At 68.7% G+C, this 22,740-nt stretch carries 21 protein-coding genes; 7 read left to right on the plus strand and 14 right to left on the minus strand.

From position 1 onward, the window contains the following. Positions 1-61 precede the first annotated feature (61 nt). The 9 genes from FHS55_RS18550 to ccoN form a co-directional block, all read right to left on the minus strand. Positions 62-1,234 (minus strand): hypothetical protein, encoded by a 1,173-nt coding sequence (locus tag FHS55_RS18550; RefSeq protein WP_183191282.1) that lies wholly within the window; start codon positions 1,232-1,234, stop codon positions 62-64. After that, on the minus strand, positions 1,231-1,404 hold the full coding sequence (gene ccoS / locus FHS55_RS18555; RefSeq protein WP_183191283.1) for a cbb3-type cytochrome oxidase assembly protein CcoS: 174 nt from the start codon (positions 1,402-1,404) through the stop codon (positions 1,231-1,233). Before ccoS ends, FHS55_RS18550 begins: the two co-directional genes overlap by 4 nt. After that, positions 1,401-3,665, minus strand: a complete 2,265-nt coding sequence (locus FHS55_RS18560; RefSeq protein ID WP_183191284.1) for a heavy metal translocating P-type ATPase — start codon at positions 3,663-3,665, stop codon at positions 1,401-1,403. Before FHS55_RS18560 ends, ccoS begins: the two co-directional genes overlap by 4 nt. A gap of 9 nt (positions 3,666-3,674) precedes the next feature. After that, the gene (locus FHS55_RS18565; RefSeq protein WP_183191285.1) at positions 3,675-4,193 is read right to left on the minus strand and encodes a FixH family protein; all 519 of its coding nucleotides are present in this window, start codon (positions 4,191-4,193) and stop codon (positions 3,675-3,677) included. 17 nt (positions 4,194-4,210) lie between these two features. Then, a complete protein-coding gene (gene ccoG, locus FHS55_RS18570) occupies positions 4,211-5,674 on the minus strand; it encodes a cytochrome c oxidase accessory protein CcoG (protein ID WP_183191286.1) in 1,464 nt (487 codons plus the stop codon). A gap of 288 nt (positions 5,675-5,962) precedes the next feature. Continuing rightward, positions 5,963-6,862 carry a cytochrome-c oxidase, cbb3-type subunit III gene (gene ccoP / locus FHS55_RS18575; RefSeq protein ID WP_183191287.1) on the minus strand — a complete coding sequence of 300 codons (900 nt, stop codon included), beginning with the start codon at positions 6,860-6,862 and terminating at the stop codon, positions 5,963-5,965. Between the two features lie 5 nt (positions 6,863-6,867). Continuing rightward, a complete protein-coding gene (locus FHS55_RS18580) occupies positions 6,868-7,023 on the minus strand; it encodes a cbb3-type cytochrome c oxidase subunit 3 (RefSeq protein ID WP_183191288.1) in 156 nt (51 codons plus the stop codon). Between the two features lie 10 nt (positions 7,024-7,033). After that, a complete protein-coding gene (gene ccoO, locus FHS55_RS18585; RefSeq protein WP_183191289.1) occupies positions 7,034-7,819 on the minus strand; it encodes a cytochrome-c oxidase, cbb3-type subunit II in 786 nt (261 codons plus the stop codon). 10 nt (positions 7,820-7,829) lie between these two features. Then, positions 7,830-9,464, minus strand: coding sequence for a cytochrome-c oxidase, cbb3-type subunit I (gene ccoN, locus FHS55_RS18590; protein WP_183191381.1), 1,635 nt, complete (start codon positions 9,462-9,464; stop codon positions 7,830-7,832). 399 nt (positions 9,465-9,863) lie between these two features. Here ccoN and FHS55_RS18595 point away from each other — a divergent pair, with 399 nt between their 5' ends. From FHS55_RS18595 to cysG, 5 genes are all read left to right on the plus strand, one after another. Continuing rightward, positions 9,864-10,166: a hypothetical protein gene (locus FHS55_RS18595; protein WP_183191290.1), complete on the plus strand. Its 303-nt coding sequence runs from the start codon at positions 9,864-9,866 to the stop codon at positions 10,164-10,166. 166 nt (positions 10,167-10,332) lie between these two features. After that, positions 10,333-10,986: a peptide-methionine (S)-S-oxide reductase MsrA gene (gene msrA / locus FHS55_RS18600; RefSeq protein WP_183191291.1), complete on the plus strand. Its 654-nt coding sequence runs from the start codon at positions 10,333-10,335 to the stop codon at positions 10,984-10,986. 163 nt (positions 10,987-11,149) lie between these two features. Beyond that, positions 11,150-11,878 (plus strand): hypothetical protein, encoded by a 729-nt coding sequence (locus FHS55_RS18605; protein WP_183191292.1) that lies wholly within the window; start codon positions 11,150-11,152, stop codon positions 11,876-11,878. A 154-nt stretch (positions 11,879-12,032) separates the two neighbouring features. Next, positions 12,033-12,530, plus strand: coding sequence for a TIGR00645 family protein (locus tag FHS55_RS18610; RefSeq protein WP_183191293.1), 498 nt, complete (start codon positions 12,033-12,035; stop codon positions 12,528-12,530). A gap of 139 nt (positions 12,531-12,669) precedes the next feature. Next, complete coding sequence (gene cysG, locus FHS55_RS18615; RefSeq protein ID WP_183191294.1) at positions 12,670-14,205, plus strand: siroheme synthase CysG; 1,536 nt, start codon at positions 12,670-12,672, stop codon at positions 14,203-14,205. Between the two features lie 350 nt (positions 14,206-14,555). On the opposite strand, the gene hisG is transcribed toward cysG, so the two are convergent. Together hisG and FHS55_RS18625 are read right to left on the minus strand one after the other, a co-directional pair. After that, positions 14,556-15,530 carry an ATP phosphoribosyltransferase gene (gene hisG / locus FHS55_RS18620; RefSeq protein ID WP_183191295.1) on the minus strand — a complete coding sequence of 325 codons (975 nt, stop codon included), beginning with the start codon at positions 15,528-15,530 and terminating at the stop codon, positions 14,556-14,558. Beyond that, entirely contained in the window at positions 15,527-16,657 is a 1,131-nt protein-coding gene (locus FHS55_RS18625) for an ATP phosphoribosyltransferase regulatory subunit (protein ID WP_183191296.1), read from the minus strand. The genes hisG and FHS55_RS18625 overlap by 4 nt, the downstream gene beginning before the upstream one ends. 244 nt (positions 16,658-16,901) lie before the next feature. Here FHS55_RS18625 and FHS55_RS18630 point away from each other — a divergent pair, with 244 nt between their 5' ends. Beyond that, positions 16,902-17,822, plus strand: coding sequence for an AEC family transporter (locus FHS55_RS18630; RefSeq protein ID WP_183191297.1), 921 nt, complete (start codon positions 16,902-16,904; stop codon positions 17,820-17,822). Between the two features lie 50 nt (positions 17,823-17,872). On the opposite strand, the gene hisS is transcribed toward FHS55_RS18630, so the two are convergent. Next, the gene (gene hisS / locus FHS55_RS18635) at positions 17,873-19,528 is read right to left on the minus strand and encodes a histidine--tRNA ligase (RefSeq protein ID WP_183191298.1); all 1,656 of its coding nucleotides are present in this window, start codon (positions 19,526-19,528) and stop codon (positions 17,873-17,875) included. A 129-nt stretch (positions 19,529-19,657) separates the two neighbouring features. Between hisS and FHS55_RS18640 the strand changes: the two genes are divergently transcribed. Further along, a complete protein-coding gene (locus FHS55_RS18640) occupies positions 19,658-19,990 on the plus strand; it encodes a hypothetical protein (protein ID WP_183191299.1) in 333 nt (110 codons plus the stop codon). A 36-nt stretch (positions 19,991-20,026) separates the two neighbouring features. On the opposite strand, the gene FHS55_RS18645 is transcribed toward FHS55_RS18640, so the two are convergent. Together FHS55_RS18645 and phnX are read right to left on the minus strand one after the other, a co-directional pair. Then, positions 20,027-21,667 (minus strand): hypothetical protein, encoded by a 1,641-nt coding sequence (locus FHS55_RS18645; RefSeq protein WP_183191300.1) that lies wholly within the window; start codon positions 21,665-21,667, stop codon positions 20,027-20,029. Positions 21,668-21,916: 249 nt separating this feature from the next. After that, on the minus strand, positions 21,917-22,735 hold the full coding sequence (gene phnX, locus FHS55_RS18650; RefSeq protein WP_425485833.1) for a phosphonoacetaldehyde hydrolase: 819 nt from the start codon (positions 22,733-22,735) through the stop codon (positions 21,917-21,919). Positions 22,736-22,740: the final 5 nt, after the last annotated feature.

Consider the following 22,740-nt stretch of genomic DNA (forward strand, 5'->3'; position numbering starts at 1 on the left):
CACATCGCCGCGAACGGTGTCGGGCGACCGGGCAAGGCCTGTCACGATAGCGCCGCGCGGCTCACGCGAACACGCCGGCCAACGCGGCGAGCAGCAGCACCCCGTCATGGACCGCCAGCTGCAGCCGCGAGGGCACGCCCTGCTCGTGCAGGCGCAGCGTCGCGGCCAGCGTGGCGAGCGACCAACCGGCGCCGACCGCGAGAAAAGCCGCGCCGATGGCCGCCGCATCCGGCAGCAGGCGCACGGCCAGCGCCGCACTGAGGCAGACGGCGAGCGCGAGACCGGCGAGCGGCAGGCTGCCGAGGCGGCGGGCCAGCATCCCCCCCGCCAGCGCCGGCGCATACATCGCCACCACATGCCAGGCGACCACGCCGGAAATCAGCGGCACGCCGAGCCCGCAGCCGGCCAGCGCCAGTGGCGCCCCGGCCATGGCGGAAGTCATCGCCCCCCAGGCCAGCGCGCCAACCAGCACCGGCCCGGCCATGGCGCGCCACGCGAGGGGGCGCGGAAGCTCCGCATGTGCCGCGGCCTGCGCCATCGCCTCCACCGTCCATTCGGCATGGGAGAGGCGCGCTTCCGGCAGGCTCACCGCGAAGGCGAGCGTGCCCAGCTGGGCCAGCGCGGCGAGAAGGAGCATGCCGGCAAACGTGTAGGGCACGGCAAGCGCCTCCGCCTCCCCCGCCAGCACGGGACCGACGAGACCGGCGAGTGCCCCGGCGCCGAGCACGCGCGCGACCGCCCCGGCCCGGCCCTGCGTGCCAGCCCCGAAGGCGGCGGCGTGCCGATAGAACATGCCGAAGCCCTGCGCTGCCCCCAGCCAGCCCGCGCCGAGCACCAGCAGGGGAAAGGCGGCGATCATCATCGCGTAGGCGGCGATCAGCCCGCCCGCGACGCCGAGACTGGCGCCAAGCGCGAAGCCGGCCCGCCGACCGAACGCATCGAGCAGGAAGCTCGCCGGCAGACTGGCCACCGCCGCGCCGGCCAGCAGGGCGGCGAGCGGCAGCACGCCGAGTTCGGGGCGCGGCGCCAGCATCGCCCCGGCCAGCGGCAATACGCCCAGCGTCAGCGCCTGCGCCAGCACGACCAGCGCGAAGCCGGCCGCGAGCCGCCCCTCGCCCACCGGCCGGCGCAGCGCGCGCGGGGCGTCCTCCGGGCAGGCGCAGCCCAGCCGGCCGAGCCGCGACGCCTCGGTTTCGGCCTCCAGCAGCGCGCGGGGGAAATCGGTCGCGCTCATTTGCGCCCTGCCGCGCCCGGCGCGTCCACGAGGTCATCGTCGCTGAGCACCCGCACGGCGGCGCCGTCGAGATCGTCATACTGGCCCGAGCGCAGCGACCACATGAAGGCGGCGAGGCCGACAAGGCCGAGGCTGAGCGCCGCCGGCACGAGATAGAGCAGCACGTTCATGACGCCTCCTTCGCTCGGGCGGGCCCGCCGGAGCGGGCGCGCAGCGCATTGAGCGTGACGATGACCGACGAACCCGACATCGCCACCGCCGCCACCAGCGGCGTGACCTGACCGGCGATGGCCAGCGGCACGGCGATGAGATTGTACACAACCGCGATCATCAGGTTCTCACGCATCAGCCGCCGCGCATTCGCCGCGACATCGAGCGCGATGCGCACCGGCGCCAGCCGCTCGCCGAGAAAGACCGCATCGGCATGGGCGCGGGTGACATCGGCCGCAGTGATGGGCGAGAGCGAGACATGCGCGCTGGCGAGCGAGGGCGCGTCATTGAGCCCGTCGCCGACCATCAGCACGCGGTGCCCCTGCCCGCTGAGGCTCTCCAGCACGCCGATCTTGTCGGCCGGACGGGCCTGCGCCCACCAGTCCTCGATCTCCAGCGCGGCCGCCACCGGCGCCACCGCCGCCGCCCGGTCGCCGGAGAGAATGACGATGCGGCGGCCCGCGGCCCGCAGCGCGTCGATCACCGCCCGCGCGTCCGGCCGCAGCACCTGGCGCAGTTCGATCAGCGCCCGCACCGGCCCATGGCGCACCGCGACCAGCGAGGCCTCCGGGCTGGCGGCGGCAACGAGGTCCTCGCAACCGCAGAAGGCGGCGCTGCCGAGCCGGGCCACCTCGCCGTCGATCAAGGCCTCCACGCCCGCGCCGGGGGTCTCGCGCGCGCTCGCCACCGGCACCAGGCCGGGCCGCGCCGCCGCCACCGCCCGCGCCAGCGGATGCGTGCTGGCCAGGGCGAGGCGCGCCGCGATCTCCAGCAGCGCCGCCGGCACCTTCTCGGCATTGGCAACGGCGGGTTCCGGCAGGGTCAGCGTGCCGGTCTTGTCGAAGGCGACGGTGTCGACCTCGGCCAGCCGCTCGAACGTGTCGCCGGCATTCAGCAGGATGCCGTGGCGCATCAGCGTGCCGGCCGCCACCACCTGCACCGCCGGCACGGCGAGCGCCAGCGCGCAGGGGCAGGTGATGATGAGCACCGCCACAGCGATCAGCACCGCCTGGTGCAGCGACGCCCCGGCAATGAGCCAGCCGGCCAGCGAGAGCAGCGCGGTGAGGTGCACCATGGGCGCGTAGAGCCTCGCCACCCGGTCGGCGAGGCGGACATAGCGCCCGCGCGCGGTGGAGGCCTTGTCGAGCAGCCGCTCGATCTCGGTGAGGAAGGTGTCCTCGCCCACCGCCGTGGTGCGCAGGCGCAGCGTGCCGTCATGGACCAGCGCGCCGGCATGCACCGCTTCGCCCGCGATCAGCCGGCGCGGCAGGGTCTCGCCGGTGATCAGGCTCTCGTCCACCGCCGCCGTGCCGGCCAGCACCAGCCCGTCCACCGGCGCCCGCTCGCCCGCGCGCACCAGCACCTCGTCGCCCGGCACGATGGCCGCGGCGGGAACGGTGACGAGCGTGCCGTCCGGCTCGACCCGATTGGCGCTCAACGCCTTCAGCGCGGCGAGGTTGCCGGCCTCCGTGCGGGTGCGCCGGCGCATGGCATGGTCGAGATAGCGGCCGGTGAGCAGGAAGAACAGCAGCATGACCGCCGAATCGAAATAGGCATGCTCGGCATGGTGCAGCGTCTCGTAGAGCGACACGGCGAGCGCCAGCCCGACGCCCAGCGTGATCGGCACGTCCATGTTGAGCGCGCGCGCCCGCACGGCCCGGTAGGCGCTCTGGAAGAAGGGCTGGCCGGCATAGGCGGCGGCCGGCAGGGCGATGAGCGCGGATAGCCAGTGGAACAGGTCGCGCGTCTCCGGCGTGATGTCGGACACGTTGCCCGACCACACCGAGACCGACAGCAGCATGATGTTCATCGCCGCGAAACCCGCCACGGCGAGGCAGCGCAGCAGATGGCGGGCGGTCGCGTTGTCGATCTCCTCCAGCCGGTCGGCCTCGAACGGATAGGCACGGTAGCCGATGCGCGCGAGCGCGTTGATGAGTTCGCCCGGCCGTGCCTCGGCGCCCGCCGCCCAGCCGACGGTGAGCCGGTGCGTGGTGTAGTTCAGCCGCGCCCGCACGATGCCGGGCAGCGCCTCGGACAGATCCTCGATCTCGTCGATGCAGGCGGCGCAGTCGACGCCCTCGACCGCGAAGGCCATCTCCTTCGCGCCACCGGCATCCTCGCGCAGGAACAGCGAATAATCCTGCGCGCCCTCGCCACCGGCGGCGGAGGCGACCGGCGCGCGCCGCGGCGACGCGGGGAGGACGAGTACCTCGGCGCCCATGGCCGGCGCCTAGCGGACGACGACGCGGTTGGTCGAGCGGAACAGGCGCTCGCCGTCGCGGCTGATCTCAAGCACCAGTTCCCACTGGCCGGCCACGACCTGATCGGTCGCCCGCCACTGGCCCGCCGCCAGCGAAACGGGATCGAGCGTCACGTCGAAGCGCCGGTCGGTCGGGTGATGCAGCGCCGCGCTCAGCGTCACGCCGGTCAGCGGGCGCCCGTCGGCATCGCGCGCGGCGATGTCGAGCCGGCCCGGTTCGATATGCGCATCGACCTTCCAGCGGAGCGAATCCTGCGCCGCCGCCGCCGCGTTCTCCTTCGTGTAGGTGAGGCCGGCCTGATAGGAACTGTCGGTCTCCACCCCGCCAAAGGTCGACATCGCCATGCGGGCCATGAAGAAATTCACGCCGAAGACGACGCCGAAAAAGGCGACGATGTAGAGCAGCACCGCGCGACCGGTCAGCGGGCGGCCGGGACGCTCCTTCACGCGCGGGATGGAAAGCGGGGCGGCGGAAAGCGGGGCGGCCATGGGGGGTGTCCCTCCGGTCAGGGGCCTTTGAAGTGGTCGGGCGCCGCACTGGTCTCGCCGCCGGCCACGTCGGTGATGTGGAAGGTCACGGGCAGCGAGGCGCTCGCGGGCAGCTTCGCGTGGGTGGAAACCAGCACGCGCAGCTCATAGGTCTGGTCCGGGCCGACCTCGACCACGGGACGGCCGTCCTCCACCGTGCTCACGGCACCCGCCACCTCGACCTGCGCCTCCGGCACGCCCTCGACGGCGATAGCGAAGCGGCGTGGCAGCGGCTGCTTGTTGACGAGGCGCACAGTATAGGCATTGCGGATCGAGCCGTCCGAGAGCTGGACGAAGAGCGGGTTGCGGTCATGGATGACGGCGACGCCTTCCGAGCCCCGCGTCGCCAGCGTCGCGACCATGATGCCGCCGATGACGAGGATGAGCGCGACATAGAGCACGGTCCGCGGGCGGACGAATTTGTGCACCGGCGGCAGGCCCTTGAGGCGGCGATCGATATTCGTCTCGGTGTCGTAGGCGATCAGCCCGGTCGGCCGGCCGACCTTGTTCATCACGCTGTCACAGGCATCGATGCACAGGCCGCACTGCACGCAGGAGAGCTGGCTGCCGAGACGGATGTCGACCCCGGTCGGGCAGGCCGCCACGCATTGGCGGCAATCCACGCAATCGCCGGCCGGCAGCCCCTGGAGCTTGAGCGCCTCGGTCTTCTTCAGCGAGCCGCGCGGCTCGCCGCGATCATAGCGATAGGTGACGTTGTAGGCGTACTCATCGGTGAGCGCTGCCTGGATGCGCGGCCAGGGGCACATATAGGTGCACACCTGCTCGCGCATGTGGCCGGCGAGTACATAGGTGGTGAAGGTGAGGATGCCGATCCAGAGATAGGCGACGAGCGGCGCCTGACCCTTGAGCAGATCCATGGCGAGGGTCGGCGCGTCGGCGAAATAGAGCACCCAGGCGCCGCCGGTCCACCACGCGATCATCAGCCAGAGCGTGTGCTTGGCGGCGGCCTCGAAAGCGCGTTGCGCCCGGGAGGCGTGCTTCAGCTTCTCGCGGCGCTCGCGCGGATCGCCCTCGACCATGCGCTCGATGGCCTGGAACAGGTCGGTCCACACCGTCTGCGGGCAGAGATAGCCGCACCACAGCCGCCCGGCGACCGCGTTCATGAGGAACAGCGTCAGCGCGGCAAGAATGAGCAGACCGGTGAGGTAATAGATCTCCTGCGGCCAGATCTCGATGAAGAAGAAGTAGAACCGGCCATTGGCGAGATCGACCAGCACCGCTTGCGAGGGCGCGTTCGGGCCCCGGTCCCAGCGCACGAAGGGCAGCAAGTAGTAGATGCCGAGGGTGATGACCAGCAGCGTCCATTTGATGCGGCGGAACGTGCCATGCACCGCGATCGGATAGATCTTCCGGCGCGCCTCGTAGAGCGGGCGGTCATCGTCTCCGCCCGCGGCGGGCTGCACCTTGGTCGCTATGTTCATGTCGGTCCCCGTCACCCGGTCCCGGGAGTGCGCTCGTTGTAGAGAATCGAAACTACGGCTTCGATCCGGGCCTTGCCGGGCGGAAAAATGCTTATGCGGCGGCACGTCGCTGGGACGTGCTGCCGCATTGGACGCGCGACCGCAGGGGCTTCAGCCGCTCCCCGTGTTCCGGCTCCCTCTCCCAGATGAGGAGAGGATTGGGGTGAGGGGCCCCTTGGATCGGCGGTCTCCCCTCACCGACCCGCGTCGCGGGCCACCTCTCCCCGATGGGGAGAGGATTTCAGGGACCTACTTCCCCCCGCCCAGCGAGTGGACATAGACGGTCAGCGCCTTGACGGTGCCGGCGTCGAGCCGCCCGGCCCAGGCCGGCATGATGCCGCCACGGCCATTGGTGATGGTGGCGATCACGCTGGCGCGGTCCGAGCCGTAGAGCCAGATGCCGTCGGTCAGGTTCGGCGCGCCCAGTTCCTGGTTGCCCTTGGCGTCCGCTCCGTGGCAGGCGGCGCAATTGGCCTCGAACACCTCCTGGCCCTTGGCGAGGTCGGCCTTGGCCTCGGGCGGCGCCGGCAGGTTGGACAGCGAGCGCACATAGTCGGCCACGGCGACGATGTCGGGCCGCTGCAGAATGCCGTCGCGGCCAAAGGCGAGCATGTCGCCGACATGCGCGTCGGGATCGGTCGAGCGGATGCCATGCAGGATGGTCTGCTGGATCTGCTCCAGCGAGCCGCCCCACATCCAGTCGTCATCGTTCAGGTTCGGATAGCCCTTCGATCCGGCGGCACCGGCGCCGTGACAGGGCGCGCAATTGTCGCCGAAGGCGGCCCGGCCCTGCGCCCGGGCGAAGGAGAGCAGTTCGGGCGTGCTCTCGATCTGTTCGAGCGAGGCGGCCGCCAGCTTGTCGGCGAACACGGCGCGCTGGGCGCGCAGGTCCGCCAGTTGCACCTGCACCGCATCGCGCGATTTCCAGCCGAGCGCGCCCGCCGTGTATCCGGAGACCAGCGGCCAGGCGGGATAGACGACCCAGTAGATCACCGCCCAGACGATGCAGGCATAGAAGGTCCACAGCCACCAGCGCGGCAGCGGATTGTTCAGCTCGCGAATGCCGTCCCACTCGTGGCCGGTCGTCGCGACGCCGGTGACGGCGTCGACCTCGTGCTTGTGCGCATCGGGCGCGGGAATGTCGGCCATGATGTTCAGTCCTCGCTCAGAGGCATACGGGCGGCATCTTCGAACTGGCGCTTGCGGCTGGGGGACAGCGCATAGATCAGCACGCAGACGAAGAGCCCGACGAAGTAGATGAGCCCCCAGGTCTGGGCGAACTCGGCGACGGCGCGATAGGTCTCGTTCATCTCATGTCCCTCAGCGTATGTTCGCCTTGTCGTCGTAGAGCTTGAAGTCGACCATGGTGCCGAGCGTCTGGAGATAGGCGATCAGCGCATCCGCTTCCGAAATGACCTTGGGATTGCCGTCGAAGTCGCGCACCTGCGCGCCGGGATAGCGCTTCTGCAACTCGCCGGCATCGCCGTCGGGCGTTGCCTGCAGGCGCAGGTCCGCGATGGCACCGGCCACCATGTCCGGCGAATAGGGCACGCCCAGCAGCGCGTTGGTCGCGAGGTCCTCGCCGATATTCTCGTAGCGCAGCGGCGTGTGGGCGAGGAACGGATAGCCCGGCATGATCGAGCCCGGCACCACCGAGCGCGGATCGGCGAGGTGCTGGCGCTGCCACTCGTCGGAATACTTGTTGCCGACGCGCGACAGGTCCGGCCCGGTGCGCTTGGAGCCCCACTGGAACGGCCGGTCATACATGCTCTCGGCCGCCAGCGAGTAGTGGCCGTAGCGCTCGACCTCGTCGCGCAGCGGGCGGATCATCTGCGAGTGGCAGTTATAGCAGCCCTCGCGGACATAGATGTTGCGGCCGGCCAGTTCCAGCGGCGTCCAGGGACGCACGCCGGAGACCTGCTCGATGGTGCTCTTCAGATAGAAGAGCGGCACGATCTCCACGAGCCCGCCGATGGCGACCACGATCAGGATGCCGATCAGCAGCCAGATCGAGTTCTTCTCGAAGAAGGCGTGCCGGGCCCAGAGCGAGGGCTTGTGGGGCAAGGGCTTGTGGGGCGCGGGGTTGGTCGCGGTTGAGTCCGCCATTGTCGTGTCCTCACTCAGCCGGCACGAGGGACGGGGTGCGTGCGCCGGTATCGGCCGCGACCGTGCCCGGCTGGCGGATGGTCATGTAGACGTTGAAGGCCATGATCAGCCCGCCGATCAGGAACAGCACGCCGCCCAGCGCGCGGATGATGTAGAAGGGGTGCATCGCCTCGACGGTCTCGATGAACGAGTATTCGAGGAAGCCGAGCGAGGTGTAGGCGCGCCACATCAGGCCCTGCAGGATGCCCGCCACCCACATCGACGAGATGTAGAAGACGATGCCGATGGTCGAGATCCAGAAGTGCCAGTTGACGAGGCGCAGCGAATACAGCTCGCGCTTCTGCCAGAGCCAGGGCACCAGGCAGTAGATGGCGCCGAAGGAGATGTAGGCGACCCAGCCCAGCGCGCCGGAATGCACGTGGCCGATGGTCCAGTCGGTGTAGTGCGAGAGCGAGTTCACCGACTTCACCGACATCATCGGCCCCTCGAAGGTCGACATGCCGTAGAAGGCGACCGAAACCACCATCATGCGCAGCACCGGGTCGGTCCGCAGCTTGTCCCACGCGCCCGACAGCGTCATCAGGCCGTTGATCATGCCGCCCCAGGAGGGCATCCACAGCATGATCGAGAAGGTCATGCCCAGCGTCTGCGCCCAATCCGGCAGCGCGGTGTAGTGCAGGTGGTGCGGACCGGCCCAGATATAGAGGAAGATCAGAGCCCAGAAGTGGATGATCGACAGCCGGTAGGAATAGACCGGCCGGTCGGCCCGCTTGGGGATGAAGTAATACATGATGGCGAGGAAGCCGGCGGTCAGGAAGAAGCCGACCGCGTTATGGCCGTACCACCACTGCACCATCGCATCCTGCACGCCCGACCAGACGATGTAGGACTTCGGCGAGAACACCGAGATCGGCACGCTGGCATTGTTGCCCAGATGCAGCATGGCGATGGTGACGATGAAGGCGAGGTAGAACCAGTTCGCGACATAGATGTGCGGTTCCTTGCGGCGCCACAGCGTGCCGAGGAACACCAGCAGATACGTCACCCAAACCACGGTCAGCCACAGGTCGGCATACCATTCGGGCTCGGCATATTCCTTGCCCTGGGTAATGCCGAGCAGATAGCCCGTGCCGGCGATGACGATGAAGAAATTGTAGCCGAGCACCACGAACCACGGCGCGAGATAGCCGACCAGTCGCGCCCGCGAGGTGCGCTGCACCACATAGAACGAGGTGCCCAGCAGCACGTTGCCGCCAAAGGCGAAGATCACCGCCGAGGTGTGCAGGGGCCGCAGCCGGCCGAAGGCGGTCCAGGGCAGGTCGAAGTTCAGCACCGGGAAGGCGAGCTGGAAGGCGATAATGACGCCGATCAGGAAGCCGGCAATGCCCCAGAACACCGCCGCGAGGGTCGCGAACTTCACCGGGCCGAAATTGTAGTTCGGCTTGCCGTCGATCTCGAGCGCGGGCAATTGCGCCGGCCGGTCGATATAGCGGTTGAGAATGACGAACACCGTCGCCAGGCTCGCGAAAGCCGAGAGATAGGCGTGGAAGGCATAGGCGCTGTCCTGCGCCTTGGCGGCCACCGTGATGCAGGCAAGCGCCAAGACGCCAAAGACGAAGGCGAGACCGCCCTCGCCAAACGTCATCTTTTTCCGGCCGGACTGATCGACACCCGGCTCGGTGGCGCCCGAACCGCTGATCCCCTGCCCGGCGGAGCTGTTTAGCTCAGTCATGCGACCCTCCACGTCCCGATCATTCGCGATCCAGCCGATCGCCTTGGATCTGGAACGACTCCATTTCTCCGGATCGACCATTCGCCTTGCGGAAGCGGTGAGGCGTTGATGCACATCAAGGCTAAGGGTCTTCACGGACCCGCGAGGTGGGCGACCGAATGCCGCGCCGCACAAATCGGCGCGGCAGTGCCCCGTCCGTTCGACACGGATGCCCCCGGCAACCCTTGCGGGGGTTCGGCGATGGCGTCTAAGAGGGGAGCGGCGCCGCCCCCTTCGGCGCCGGGGCACCTCACCGAGGGACAAGGCCGGCGCATGATCCGTTTCCTGTTGCGTTTCACCGGCATGTGGGTGCTGGCAGGCGGCTTCGTGGCGCTGGTGCTGGACGGCGTGCGCTCCATCGCGGCATCGCAGGTCGTCATGACCCCGCTCGGCGTCGCCTGGCTCGTCACCAGCGAGGCGAGCCTCAATCACGTGCAGGCCTTCATTTCCGAGACGCTGTCGCCGCGCATGTGGGACCTTCTCGCCCCACCGCTGCTGCAGGCCCCGCTTTTCCTCGTGCTGGGCGTGATCGGCGCGGCGCTGCTGGCGCTCGGCTGGCGCCGACCGGCGCACTGAACGCAAAGGCTGGAACGCGAGGTCTGGAACGCAAGGTCTGCAACGCAAGGGCGTGATCGCGCGTACGCCTCCCGCCAGTGCCCTCGCGGCGCGGCCCGGCAATGATTACATTGGGGCCATCCGAACGAGCCGATCGCCGGCAAGGCGATCCGAAAGAGGGCTTGCCATGTTCTTTCTGAAAAAGGGTCTCGACCTGCCCACCGCCGCCACGGCGCTGCCCGGCCGCGCCCAGCCGCTGCCCACCGCCCTGCGCCATTTCGTCAACGGCCACGCCCTGAAGGGCCCCTATCCCGACGGCTTCCGGACCGCGATCTTCGCGCTGGGCTGCTTCTGGGGCGCCGAGCGCAAGTTCTGGCAGACGCCGGGCGTGTGGTCGACCGCGGTTGGCTACATCAACGGCATCACGCCGAACCCGACCTATGAGGAAACCTGCACCGGGCTGACCGGCCATGCCGAAGCGGTGCTGGTGGTCTACGACCCCGCCAAGGTCTCCTACGAGGAACTGCTGAAGCTGTTCTGGGAAAGCCACGACCCGACGCAGGGCATGCGCCAGGGCAATGATGTCGGCACCACCTATCGTTCCGGCATCTACCTCACCGCCCCGGAGCAGCGCGCGCCGGCGGAGCGCACCAAGGCGGCCTTCGAGGCGGCGCTGAAGGCCAAGGGCTTCCCGCCGATCACCACCGAGATCGTCGACGCCCCGGTCTTCTACTTCGCCGAGGACTACCACCAGCAATATCTCGCCAAGAACCCGAGCGGTTATTGCGGGCTGGGCGGCACCGGCGTCTCCTGCCCGATCGGCACCGGCGTCGCCGCCTGATGACGGCGGGCGCGGATGGAGGCCCCGCCACCACCGCGCCCGCGCTCCTCAGGAGGGCTGGACAGCCACGCGACGAATTTTGACCGCATCCGCTTTGCGCCTTCCGCCGTGGATGAACTCGGTCGTAGTGTGCCGCCGCATCCACCTGCGCTGAGGGTCTTCCGTGAACATCTCCCGCCTCGCGATCCGCGCCGTCACGCTTCTGGGCGGCGCCAGCCTGTTTCTCGCCGCGCCGGCCGGTGCGCAGGAGACACCCCCGGCGCCGGCGGCGAAAGTGCCGTCCGTCATCCGCAACGCGCGCTATTGCGAGATCCTGCCGATCAGCCTCACCACGGAGGGGCTCAAGGCCGTAGTCTACAACACGCTCGGCTTCGACGACTGTCCAGCCGACAAGTGGAAGGCGATCACGGAGGGCGATCTGCGCCGGCAGTTCGACGTGTTCAAGATCGTCATGAACGGCCCACGCTTCTTCCTCATGGACAAGATCGCCGCCTTCGATGCCACCAAGGCCGGCGAGGTGATCAGCATCGGCGGCATCGCCATGGCCAAGCGGGCGGAGGTCTCGCTCTCCATCCGTCAGGCCACCGAACCCGCCTTCACCGAGCAGACCATCGACCGCGACACCAGCTACCAGTTCGATGCCGGCAAGCCGGTATTCCAGCTGACGGCACCCGACGGCGCGGTCTATGTGATGCAGTCCTATGCGCAAATCGTCGATCCCGCGCTGACCTATGACGATCTGGCCACGCTCGGCCCGCGCCTGAAGCTGCCCGCCGGCTGGAGCTACACCACGCGCACGCCGGACACCGACCTGATGATGGTCGCCCATGGCAAGGCGATCGTGATTCAGGACAATTTCAAGAACACCTACCAGAAGGTCGTGCCAAACTAGCGGATCGCCACCGGCCTCGCGCCAGCCTCCGGCTTCACCCGGGCCGTCCTGTCCTGCGGCCGCGCGGTCCTGTCTTGCCTATTGAAGCGGCCGCGCGGGCGTGGCACCCATCTCGCACTCGCGAAATGCGAAGGGAAGGACGGGGTCACGGCGCATGGAAAGGCTCATCGAACGCTTCATCTTCATCAGCCGCTGGATTATGGCGCCGTTCTATATCGGGCTGGTCATCGCCCTGCTGGTGCTGCTGTTCAAATTCGGCGCCGAATTGTTCCACTTCGTCACCCACTCCCCGCAATTCGACGAGAGCGATACGATCCTCGGCATCCTGTCGCTGATCGACCTCGCCTTCACCGGCAGCCTCGTCATCATCGTCATCTTTTCCGGCTACGAGAATTTCGTCTCGAAGATCGACGCCACCGGCCATTCCGACTGGCCGGAATGGATGACCAAGGTCGACTTTGCCGGCCTCAAGCAGAAGCTGCTGGCCTCCATCGTCGCCATTTCCGCCATCGCCCTGCTGAAGGCCTTCATGAATCTCGATCGCGGCGTCGACGAGAAGCAGCTCATGTGGCTGGTCATCATCCATGTCGTGTTCGTGCTGTCCGGCGTCGTGCTGGCCTGGACCGACCGCCTGTCGGAAAAGTCGCACTGAAGCGGACGGCGACGCGCTCCGAACAGCGCGCGGAGCCTAATTCCGCACGATCGCCGTTTATTGACTTCAATGGACGCGGATTTCGTGTGATAAGGCACGCCGGTTCATCCAGCCCACGCACCCGGATCCGCCCCGCCCCATGAGCGACGACGCCGCCTCCTCCCTCTCCCCTTCGCCGCGCAAGGCGAGCCCGGCCGGCTCGCGCATGGCGCCGCTGGCCCGCCTGCCGGTGTTCTTCGCGCTCGACGGTCGCCGGGTGGTGCTGGCCGGCGGCTCGGAAGCGGCGAGCTGGAAGGCGGAGCTGCTCTCTGCGGCAGGAGCCATGGTCGAGGTCTATTCCCCGGCCCCCTGCGAGGACCTCATAGCCCTCAAGGAGCATCCGCCGGGCGGCGTGGTGCGGCTGATCGGCCGCGACTGGCAGGAGGGTGACCTTGCCGGCGCAGCGCTGGCCATCGGCGCCATCGAGGACGATGCGGAAGGCGAACGCTTCGCCGCCGCCGCCCGGACGGCCGGCGTGCCGGTCAACGTGGTGGACAAGCCAGCCTTCTGCGACTTCGCCTTCGGCGCCATCGTCAATCGCTCGCCTCTCGTGGTCGGCATTTCGACCGACGGCGCCGCCCCGGTTTTCGGCCAGGCGGTGCGCGCCAAGATCGAGGCGGTGCTGCCGCAGGGATTCAAGCGCTGGGCCGAGGCCGCGCGCAGCTGGCGCCCGGCCGTTTCCGCGCTGGCGCTGTCCTATCCGGGCCGCCGCCGCTTCTGGGAGCGCTTCACCGCCTGCGCGCTGGAGACGCCCGAGGCCGAGCCCTCCCCTGCCCTGCGCGAGGAATTGCTGGCGCGGGCGCAGAGCGAGCGCGCGGATGCCCCGCGCGGCTCGGTGGCGCTGGTCGGCGCCGGGCCGGGCGATCCGGAACTGCTCACGCTGAAGGCGGTGCGCGTGCTGCAATCGGCCGATGTCGTGCTCTATGACGACCTCGTCGCCCCCGCCGTGCTGGATGTGGCCCGCCGCGAGGCGCGCAAGATGCTGGTCGGCAAGACCGGCTATCGCCCCTCCTGCAAGCAGGACGACATCAATGCGCTGATGGTCGCGCTGGCCCGGCAGGGCAAGCGCGTGGTGCGCCTCAAGGGCGGCGATCCCATGATGTTCGGTCGCGCGGGCGAGGAGATCTCCGCCGCGCGGGAGGCCGGCATTCCGGTGGAGGTGGTGCCGGGCATCAGCGCCGCGCAGGGTGCCTCAAGCCGGCTCGCCGTCTCGCTGACCCACCGCGATCACGCCCGCCGGCTGCAATTCATCACTGCCCATGCCCGCGACGGCAAGCTGCCGCGCGATCTCGACTGGACCGCGCTGGCGGATCCCGCCGCCACGACCGTGGTCTATATGCCCCAGCGCACATGGACCGAGCTGGCGGCCAAGGCGATGGCGGCCGGGCTCGACCCCGCGACGCCCGCCATCGCGGTGTTCTCCGCCACCCGTCCGGACGAGCGGCAGGTGCCGGCCACCGTGGCGACGCTGGCGGCAGCGCTGGAGCAAGCGGTGGCGGCCGGCGCCTCGGGCCCGTGCCTCATCCTGTTCGGCCATGCCATGGGCGAAGCCGCCGCCTTCGCCGAGGCTCTGCCAGCCGCCGCCGACGCCGCTGACGCGCAGATCGGCGCCGAGACGCAGTCCGCGCGGGGCTGACGCCGTTTCCCGGACAAGCCGTGCGCAGCACGGCGCCGATCCGGGACCCAGCGCAGAACTGCGCGAAGCGGCTGAATAACGTCAGCAGATTCGAAAGTGCCTTCGGCCGAATCGTGCGCTGGATCCCGGCTCGGCGCTTCGGCTTCGCCTCCGCTGGGCCGGGAAACCGCCAGCCGTCATCCCGGCCCAGCGAAGCGCAGAGCCGGGATCGTCATCAAGGTTGGCAAACGATCCCGGATCGGCCTGGGGCCGTCCGGGATGAAGACTGAATTGCAAGGCGAAGCTCTACACACGGGCTTGGTCGAGCCGGTCGCCGTTCCGGGATGACGACAGGATTGCAGGGCGAAGCCCTACCCGATCTTCTCTTCCAGCTTCGCGTAGAGCGGGTTCGACGCCGCGAACACATAGTCGAGCGGGCCGACCGAGACGGTGGCCGCCCCCTTCTCGCGCAGGAACACGGCCAGCGCGTGCAGCGTGTCCGGCGGGCAATGCAGCGTGACCATGCCCGAGGAGGTCGGCGCCCCGAACGGCGCGGAGGCCCGGAAGCGGCGCACCGCCTCCTCCACCACGGCGCCGTCGCAGGCGACAAACCGCGTCTTCACCTCGCGCATGGTGGCGGCGAGCTTGGCCGAGGTCACGCGATCGAGCAGCGCCCGCGCCGCCGCCCGCGCGCCCGGGTTCCAGTCGGCGTTGAGCGAGGCGACGAGATTGGCTTCCGAGCGCAGGATCACCCCGTCCTCCACCACTTTCAGCGCATTGGCCGCCAGCGTGGAGCCGGTAGTGGTGATGTCGACGATCAGCTCCGCCGTGCCGGCCGCCGGCGTGCCCTCGGTGGCCCCCAAGCTTTCGACGATGCGGTAGTCGACGATGCCGTGGCGGGCGAAGAAGCCCCGCGTCAGGTTGAGATATTTGGTCGCCACCCGCACGCGCCGGCCGCGCGTGGCGTGGAAATGCGTCGCCACGTCGTCGAGGTCGCGCATGGTGCGCACGTCGATCCAGGCCTGCGGCACCGCCACCACCACATTGGCGTGGCCAAAGCCCAGCCCTTCCACCAGCAGCACCTTGGCATCGGCGTCCGGGATGCTCTCGCGCACCAGGTCCTCGCCGGTGACGCCCAGATGCACGGCGCCGGCGGCGAGCTGGCTGGCAATCTCGGAGGCCGAGAGATAGGCGATCTCCACCCCTTCGACGCCGGTCAGCGTGCCGCGATAGTCGCGCGCGCCGCGCGACTGGGTAAGGTTCATGCCGGCGCGGCCGAAGAAGGCACCGGCATTTTCCTGCAGCCGCCCCTTGGAGGGCACGGCGACGATGAGCGGCGTGTTCATAGGCGGGCCTCCACCGCGTCGAGCCGGTCGAGCCAGACCGCGAACCCCACGGCGGGGATCGGCTCGGCCGCGCCGAGCCGGGCCAGCAGCCCGTCATAGCGCCCGCCGGCGACCAGCGGCGCACAATCACGGGCATCGCCCCGGCCGTTCTCGTGCAGCTCGAATACCATGCCGCTGTAATAGTCGAGCGGACGGCCGAAGGCGGTGGCGAAGCTCAGACGCTCCGCCTCGATGCCCTGCGCGACGATGAAATTGGTGCGGCTGTCAAAGGCATCGAGCGCCGCCGACAGATCGATCCCCGCATCCTGCGCCAGCGCGCGCAGCGCGGTCGCGGCGGCGTCCGGGTGGCCCTGTACCGCGAGATAACGCTCCAGCACGGCGATTTTTTCCGGCGCCAGCCCTTCGGCATCGCCGGGGGCCGCCTGTTCGAGAAAACGCTCGGCAATCTCGGACACGGTGCGCCCGCCCACCGTCGAGATGCCGGCGATGGAGAGCAGGTCGGTCACCAGCGCGCGCGCCGCCGCCGGGTCGGAACCCGCCAGCGCCGATAGCACGCCGGCATGCGAGGCGACGCCGCCGCCATCGGGCCGCTTCAGCGCGGCCAGATCGGCCCCGAGATCGCCGGAGCGGGCGAAATCCTTGATCAGGCGCCGCCGCCAGCCGGGCGGCAGATCCAGCGCATCGAGCAGCGCGGCGAACAGCCCGGCATCGCCGAGCCGGATGGTCGGGTCGATCACGCCCCACAGCGTCGCCGTCTCCAGGCCGAGCGCGAGCAGCTCGGCATCGGCCGCCTCGCGATCCGTGCGGCCGAGCGATTCCACGCCGGCCTGCAGCAATTCGCCCGCCGGCACGTCGGAGCGGAACACCGGGCCGAGATAGGCGAAGTCGCGCGGCTGGGCGGCGCCCTCGCTCAGATATTGCCGGCACACCGGCAGCGTCAGGTCCGGCCGCAGGCACAGTTCATGGCCTTGCGGGCTGGTGGTGATGAACATGGTGCGCCGCATTTCCTCGCCCGAGAGGTCGAGAAACGCGTCGGCGGGCTGCAGTACCGGCGGCTCGACGCGCGAGAAGCCGGCGCGCGCATAGAGCGCCAGCAATTCCTCGGCGTGGCTGATGTCGGCGATCATGGGTCTCGGGTCCGGTCTGCGGAACGGGGGCGCCGTACAGGCAGGGCGCTTCTAGCAAAGGGGGCGGGCCGGGTCCATGCGGGGGCGGCGACATGGTTTCCCGGCATCGGGGCGCCGGGGCCCTCGCCGCCGGGCAAGCCGGCAAGAGGCCGCCCAATGGCGCTTGACCGCGTGAGACTTTTTATTTTGTATCCCAGAAATGAAGCGCCTAGATGGGCGCGCGACCTAGCGTTCGGATATCGTCATGCACGCCATCATACAGGACATCGTTTCAATCTTCTTCGTCTTGGCGCTGGGTTATCTCGCGGGAAAGCAGACGAAATTCACCCAGGACCAGGCCGGCGGCTTTAACCAGCTCGTGCTGAATTACTGCCTGCCCGCGCTGCTGTTTTCCTCCATCGCGAATTCCTCGCGCGACACGCTGTTTTCCGACACGCGCACGCTCACGGCCGCGGTGTGCGTGCTGCTCGGCTGGTATATCCTGGCCTTCGTGGTGGCGAAGGTCGTGTTCGGCCACGATCGGCGGGAGGCCGGCATTGCCGGGCTGAGCGCGGGCGCGCCGACCGTTGGCTTCCTCGGCATGGCGGTGCTGATGCCGCTGTTCGGCGGCACGGCGGCGCTCAGCGTGGCCATCATGGCGCTGGTGGTGAATGTGGTGCTGGTGCCGCTCGGCATGTTCTTCGTCGCCCCCGCCGGCACGAGACCGGCCGCCGCCATCCTGCACGCGGTGAAGGAGCCGGTGGTGCTCGCCCCGCTGGCGGCGGTGCTGCTGGTCATCTGCGGCTTCCGCGCGCCGGAGATCGTGCAGGCGCCGCTGGCGCTGATCGGTCACGCCACGTCCGGCGTCGCCGTTTTCGCGGCGGGGCTGGTGCTGTCGGCGCACAGGTTCGAGCTGGACCTGGAAGTGGTGTGGAACGCGGTGGTGAAGATCATCCTGATGCCCGCGACCATGCTGGCGGTCGCGCTGTGGCTCGGCATCGCGCCCGAGAAGGTGGAAGAGGTGGTTCTGCTCGCCGCCCTGCCGCCGGCCTTCTCCGGCATCGTCATCGCCGGCCGTTTCCAGACCTATGTGTCGCCCGCCTCGTCCACGCTCATCGTCTCGGTGCTCGGCTTCGCCGTGGCGGCGCCGATCTGGATCGCCCTCGTCAAGCACATCGTGGGATAGCGCACGGGGGCACGGAAGACGGCCGGCGGAGACACGCCGGCCGGGCCCGTTCAGGCCAGCGCCGCGCCATGCGGCACGCCGTGATGGTCGAGCACCTCGCGCACCTTGGCGACAAGCTCGGCTTCCGCGCAGGCGAACTGAGCCGGGCGGCTCTCGCGCCACTCGGCATTGTCCGCGATGGCCGCGGCGGCCTTGGCGCCCTCGATCAGGTCCTTGATCTGCACGGTGCCGGCGGCGCGCTCGTCCGAGCCCTGGATGACCACGCACGGCGAGTTGCGGCGGTCGGCATATTTGAACTGGTTGCCGAGATTCTTCGGGTTGCCGAGATACATCTCGGCGCGGATGCCTTCTTTGCGAAGCTTCGCGACCAGCCCCATGTAATGGGCGGTCTCGTCGCGATCCATCACCACCACGACGACTGGACCATAAGCCGGCTTTGCATCGGCGGTATTCAGATAGGACAGCGCCGAGGCGAGGCGCGAGACGCCGATGGAGAAACCGGTGGCCGGCACCGGCTCCGAGCGGAAACGCCCGACCAAGCCATCATAGCGCCCGCCGCCACCCACCGAGCCGAAGCGGACGGGACGGCCTTTTTCGTCCTTCACCTCGAAGGTGAGCTCGGCCTCGAAGACCGGGCCGGTGTAATATTCAAGGCCGCGGACGACGGAGGGGTCGATGAGGATGCGGTCGGCATAATTCGCGGCATCCACCAAGGCCGCAATCTCCTTAAGCTCTTCAATTCCCGCTTTGGCCGTGTCACTGCGGCCGCCGAAGAGCAATTGCAACGCGTCGAACAGGTCGAATTTCTGATCTGGCCTTATGTCAACGCGAACTCCATCCGCGATGACATAGCCATGATATTCTGCCGGCTCACCTGAGGCCTTCCGTTTGTTCGCGTCTTCGAACGACGCCAACACTTCGCGGATGAAGGGAAGAGCGTTTATAAACCGGCAGACAAGGCCGATCCCTTCCTCATCCAGCCCCGCGCCCTTGGTGAAATCCCCGCTCTTGGCCTCCGGGTTCTCCCAGCGGCCCTCGCCCAACAGGTCGCGGACACCGGCGATGCCCACCTTGTCGAACTTGTCGATGGCCCGCAGCACGGTGAGCCGGCGGCCGGCATTGTCCTCGCCCCCTAAGCCGATGGCCTCCAGCACGCCATCCAGCACCTTGCGGTTGTTGACCTTGATCACATAGTCGCCGCGCTGGATGCCGAGCGCTTCCAGCGTATCCGCCGCCATCATGCAGATCTCGGCATCGGCCGCGACGCTGGGGGCGCCCACCGTGTCGGCGTCGAACTGCATGAACTGGCGGAAGCGGCCGGGGCCGGGCTTCTCGTTGCGGAACACCCAGCCCGCGCGGTAGGAGCGGAAGGGCTTGGGCAGCTTGTCGAAATTCTCCGCGACATGGCGGGCGAGCGGGGCGGTCAGGTCGTAGCGCAGCGAAAGCCACTGCCCGTCATCGTCCTGGAAGGAGAACACGCCCTCGTTCGGCCGATCCTGGTCGGGCAGGAATTTTCCCAGCGCCTCGGTATATTCGATGAACGGGGTTTCCAGCGCCTCGAAGCCATAGAGCTCATAGACCTTGCGGATGGTTTCCAGCATCGCGCGCGTGCCGCCCAGCTCGGCCGGCCCGCGATCGGCGAAGCCGCGCGGCAGATGCGCCTGCGGCTTGCGGGCCTTGAGTTTCGAGGGCTTGTCCTTGGCCATGTCGCGCCGTCCTTCACAAGATACGGCGCGGGTTTAGAGGAGGGAGGGGACGGGGGCAAGTTTCCCGCCGCAACCACTCCTCAAAGATTGTATCTGATGATATTTTCAATCATAGGTTGGAGATATCTCATGCTGCCACAGGGCCATCGATCGACCGCTCGCCGGGTCCGCTTGCCGGCGGGCCTGATATTCGCCACCGGGATCGCCCTCCTCGGCGGCACGCACACCTCCTCGGCGCAGTTTTACCCCTCGCCCCAGCCTTGGCCGCAGGCGCCGCAGATGGTCGCGCCGCCCAGCTATGGAGGGCCGAATGCCGGCTATGGCGCCCCGCGCCCGCCGATGATGGGAAGCCGCTGCGCCAGCCAGGCCGGCCTGTGCTTCATCACTGGCGCGGCACCGGTCGGCATGCCCTGCTACTGCCAGATGTCCTTCGGGCCGGTTCCCGGGCAGATTGTGCCCTGACGCGGCCGCGGCGGCGCGCGCCGTCACCGCGATCCGTCAGCCGGCCCCCTGCGGCGCGACGCCGGACGACGGCGCGGGCGGAACTTCGCGCTCCGCCACTCGCGGGTTGAGATCGGTGAACAGAAGATGCGGCGGCACGCCCAGCACAAGCGCGATCTTGTCCTGGTATTCGCCCTCGACCGGGCTCCGGAGCGCGCTCCACGCGGCCACGCGATCGTCGCTCACCACGAGACGGCTGGCGAGGTCATGCACCGCCATTCCCTCGGCATTGGGCTCCAGCCGCGCGGCAAGGCCCACGGCCCAGCGCGGCGTCTGCCGGATGGAGGCCCCGCCGATCAGACTGCCGGCGGCACGGCTGGCGGCGAGGATGACCTGATCCGACATCAGCCCCGCCCCGATCGCGACAAAGGCCACGAAGAACGGGCTGAGCGTGGAGGTCTCGGACGAAGGCCCGGCGCCGGCGATCACCATCAGGCCCGAGCGGAACAGGATGAACAGAAGCACCGCGCAGACCATGCCCTGCGCCGGCTCGATGAACAGATCGGACCATTTGATCGTGCGGGCCGGCATGATGTGCCAGAACAGGATCTTCAGCATCGCGCCCATGGCGCCGCCGAACACCAGCAGCCACGCCGCGAGATAATCGGGCGGGCTCAGCAGGAGAAAGCGGGCCACACCGCCGCTGATGTAGTTGTAGTTGCGCAGTTGATTGACCAGATCGAAGCGATGCTGATCGGTCATTCGGTCCGGATTGGCGTTGACCGCTGACGATGAAACCGCCCCCACAGCGCCTTGGCTCGGCCGCTGCGCATCAACCGGTGTTCCCGGAGGTGGTGTTCCTTGAGGCGGTGTCGCCGGAGGAAGCGTGGCGTTGACCGGTGTCGCCGGGGGCGGCGTGGCGGCCGGGGGAGCTCCCGCGCCCACCATGGGCGGCGCTTGCGATACCGATGACGGGATCGCCGTCTCACTCAGGGCCCCGCAGTCGAGATCGCTGGCCCGGCTGTCCTTGATAAGCGAGGCGAGTATCGCGGCTTGCGCGCAGAGGGACGTTGCCTGCACCCGCGCGGCGTCTTGCTTCTGCATCAGTTCGGTAATGAGACGATGATTGAGTCGGGCGATCTGGACGATATCGTCGGAGAAAAGCCCGATATAGGCCTGGTCGCCGCCGGGCCGGCCGAACCCGGCGCGGGCCGGCCCGTCAGCGGCCGAACGATTGGCCGCATGCTCCATGTGGTTGACGAAATTCCGGAGAACGGTGGCGGCAAAGCCGGGGGAATTGGGCGATCCGCTGGAGGGCGGGCGCGAGTGCGACGTCCTGGACAACCCATCGTTCACCGACGCCGACGCGATGTCGAGGGCCCCATCGAACGGCACGCTGCGCAGGAAGATCCAACACTCCTCCTGCAGGGCGCCCTCATAGCGCGAGCACACGCGATCTGTGCGGCCGAACCTCTGCGTCTGCGCGTCGAGCAAGCTGCGCCACGCCGCATCGAACTGCGCGCGCAACTCCTTGTATCGTATCACCGTCGCGTCGAGTTGGTCGAGCATTTCGGCCTGCTCGGTAATCTCGCGCGACTGGATGTTGGGCTGAAAGCTCGCCAGCCGCCCCTGATATTCGATAAAGGCCATCAGCATCGTCACGATGAGCACGAGGCCGATGCTGATAAAGGCCGCCACGCCGGCGATGATGACCTGGCGCGCCTCGCTCGCAGGCCTGCTCCAAGGCGGTTGAGGAGGTAACACCATTGCATGCCCCCGAACGACCCAAGGATGCAGATCGACGCTTCATTTTACCTTAAGTTGTATTTTTGCTCGTTACAAGTCTTGCGCGACCACTCCTTCCCCAGCGGTGTGAGGCGCTCACATCCGAAGGGGCGGCCCCACCGTCAAGGAGACGGCGGGCGCGTCAAAGCCGATGGGAATCCCTCAGGGCCGCAGCCCCGCCGCCAGCCTGGCCTCGATGGCGTCCAGCACCGGAAGCAGGTCCGCCACCGTGTCGATGACGAAATGCGCGCCCGCCGCGAACAGCGTGGCGGACGCGCGGGCCCGCAGCGCCGCGCGGTCATCGGGCGCCAGCTGGTCGAGCTCGGCCTTGGACAGGCCCGCCGCATTGCCGGAAAGCGCGAGGCCCACCGTCCAGGTGCCGGCCGCCAGCCCCTCGGCGATGCCCGGCTCGGTGTCGTCCAGCTTCACGCAGGCCGCCGGCGGCCACACGCCGATATCGGCGAAGGTGCGGTACATCATGAGAGGGCTCGGCCGCCCGGCGGCGAGATCGCCCGCGCATACCACATTGTCCGGCGCATAGCCGGCGCTGGCCGCCAGCGGCGCCAGCACCTCCAGGATCGGGCGCGTATAGCCTGTGGTGGAACCGATCTTCATGCCCCGCCGCCGCGCTTCCGCCACCACGTCGAGAAGGCCGGGGATGAGATCGGCGTGGCGCGGGATGACCTCGACATTCAGCGGCTCGAAAATGGCGAGGACGCGGTCGACATCGGCCTCGGTCGGCGCGGCGCCATGGGCGGCCTGCCAGCGCGCGGCGATGTCCGGGCTGTGCAGCAGCGCCGCCACATGGTCGCGCTTGGGCAGGCCCATCGGCCCGCGCGCCTCGGGGATCGAGATCGTGACGCCGACCTGCCCGAAGGCCTCCACGAAGGCGCCCATGGGCGCGCGCGAGCCGAAATCGACGGCCGTGCCGGCCCAGTCGAGAATGAGCGCCTTGAGCGTCGAAGCCTCAGCCATGTCCATCTCCC

The organism is Ancylobacter tetraedralis (genome assembly GCF_014195655.1).
Taxonomy (GTDB): Bacteria; Pseudomonadota; Alphaproteobacteria; order Rhizobiales; family Xanthobacteraceae; genus Ancylobacter; species Ancylobacter tetraedralis.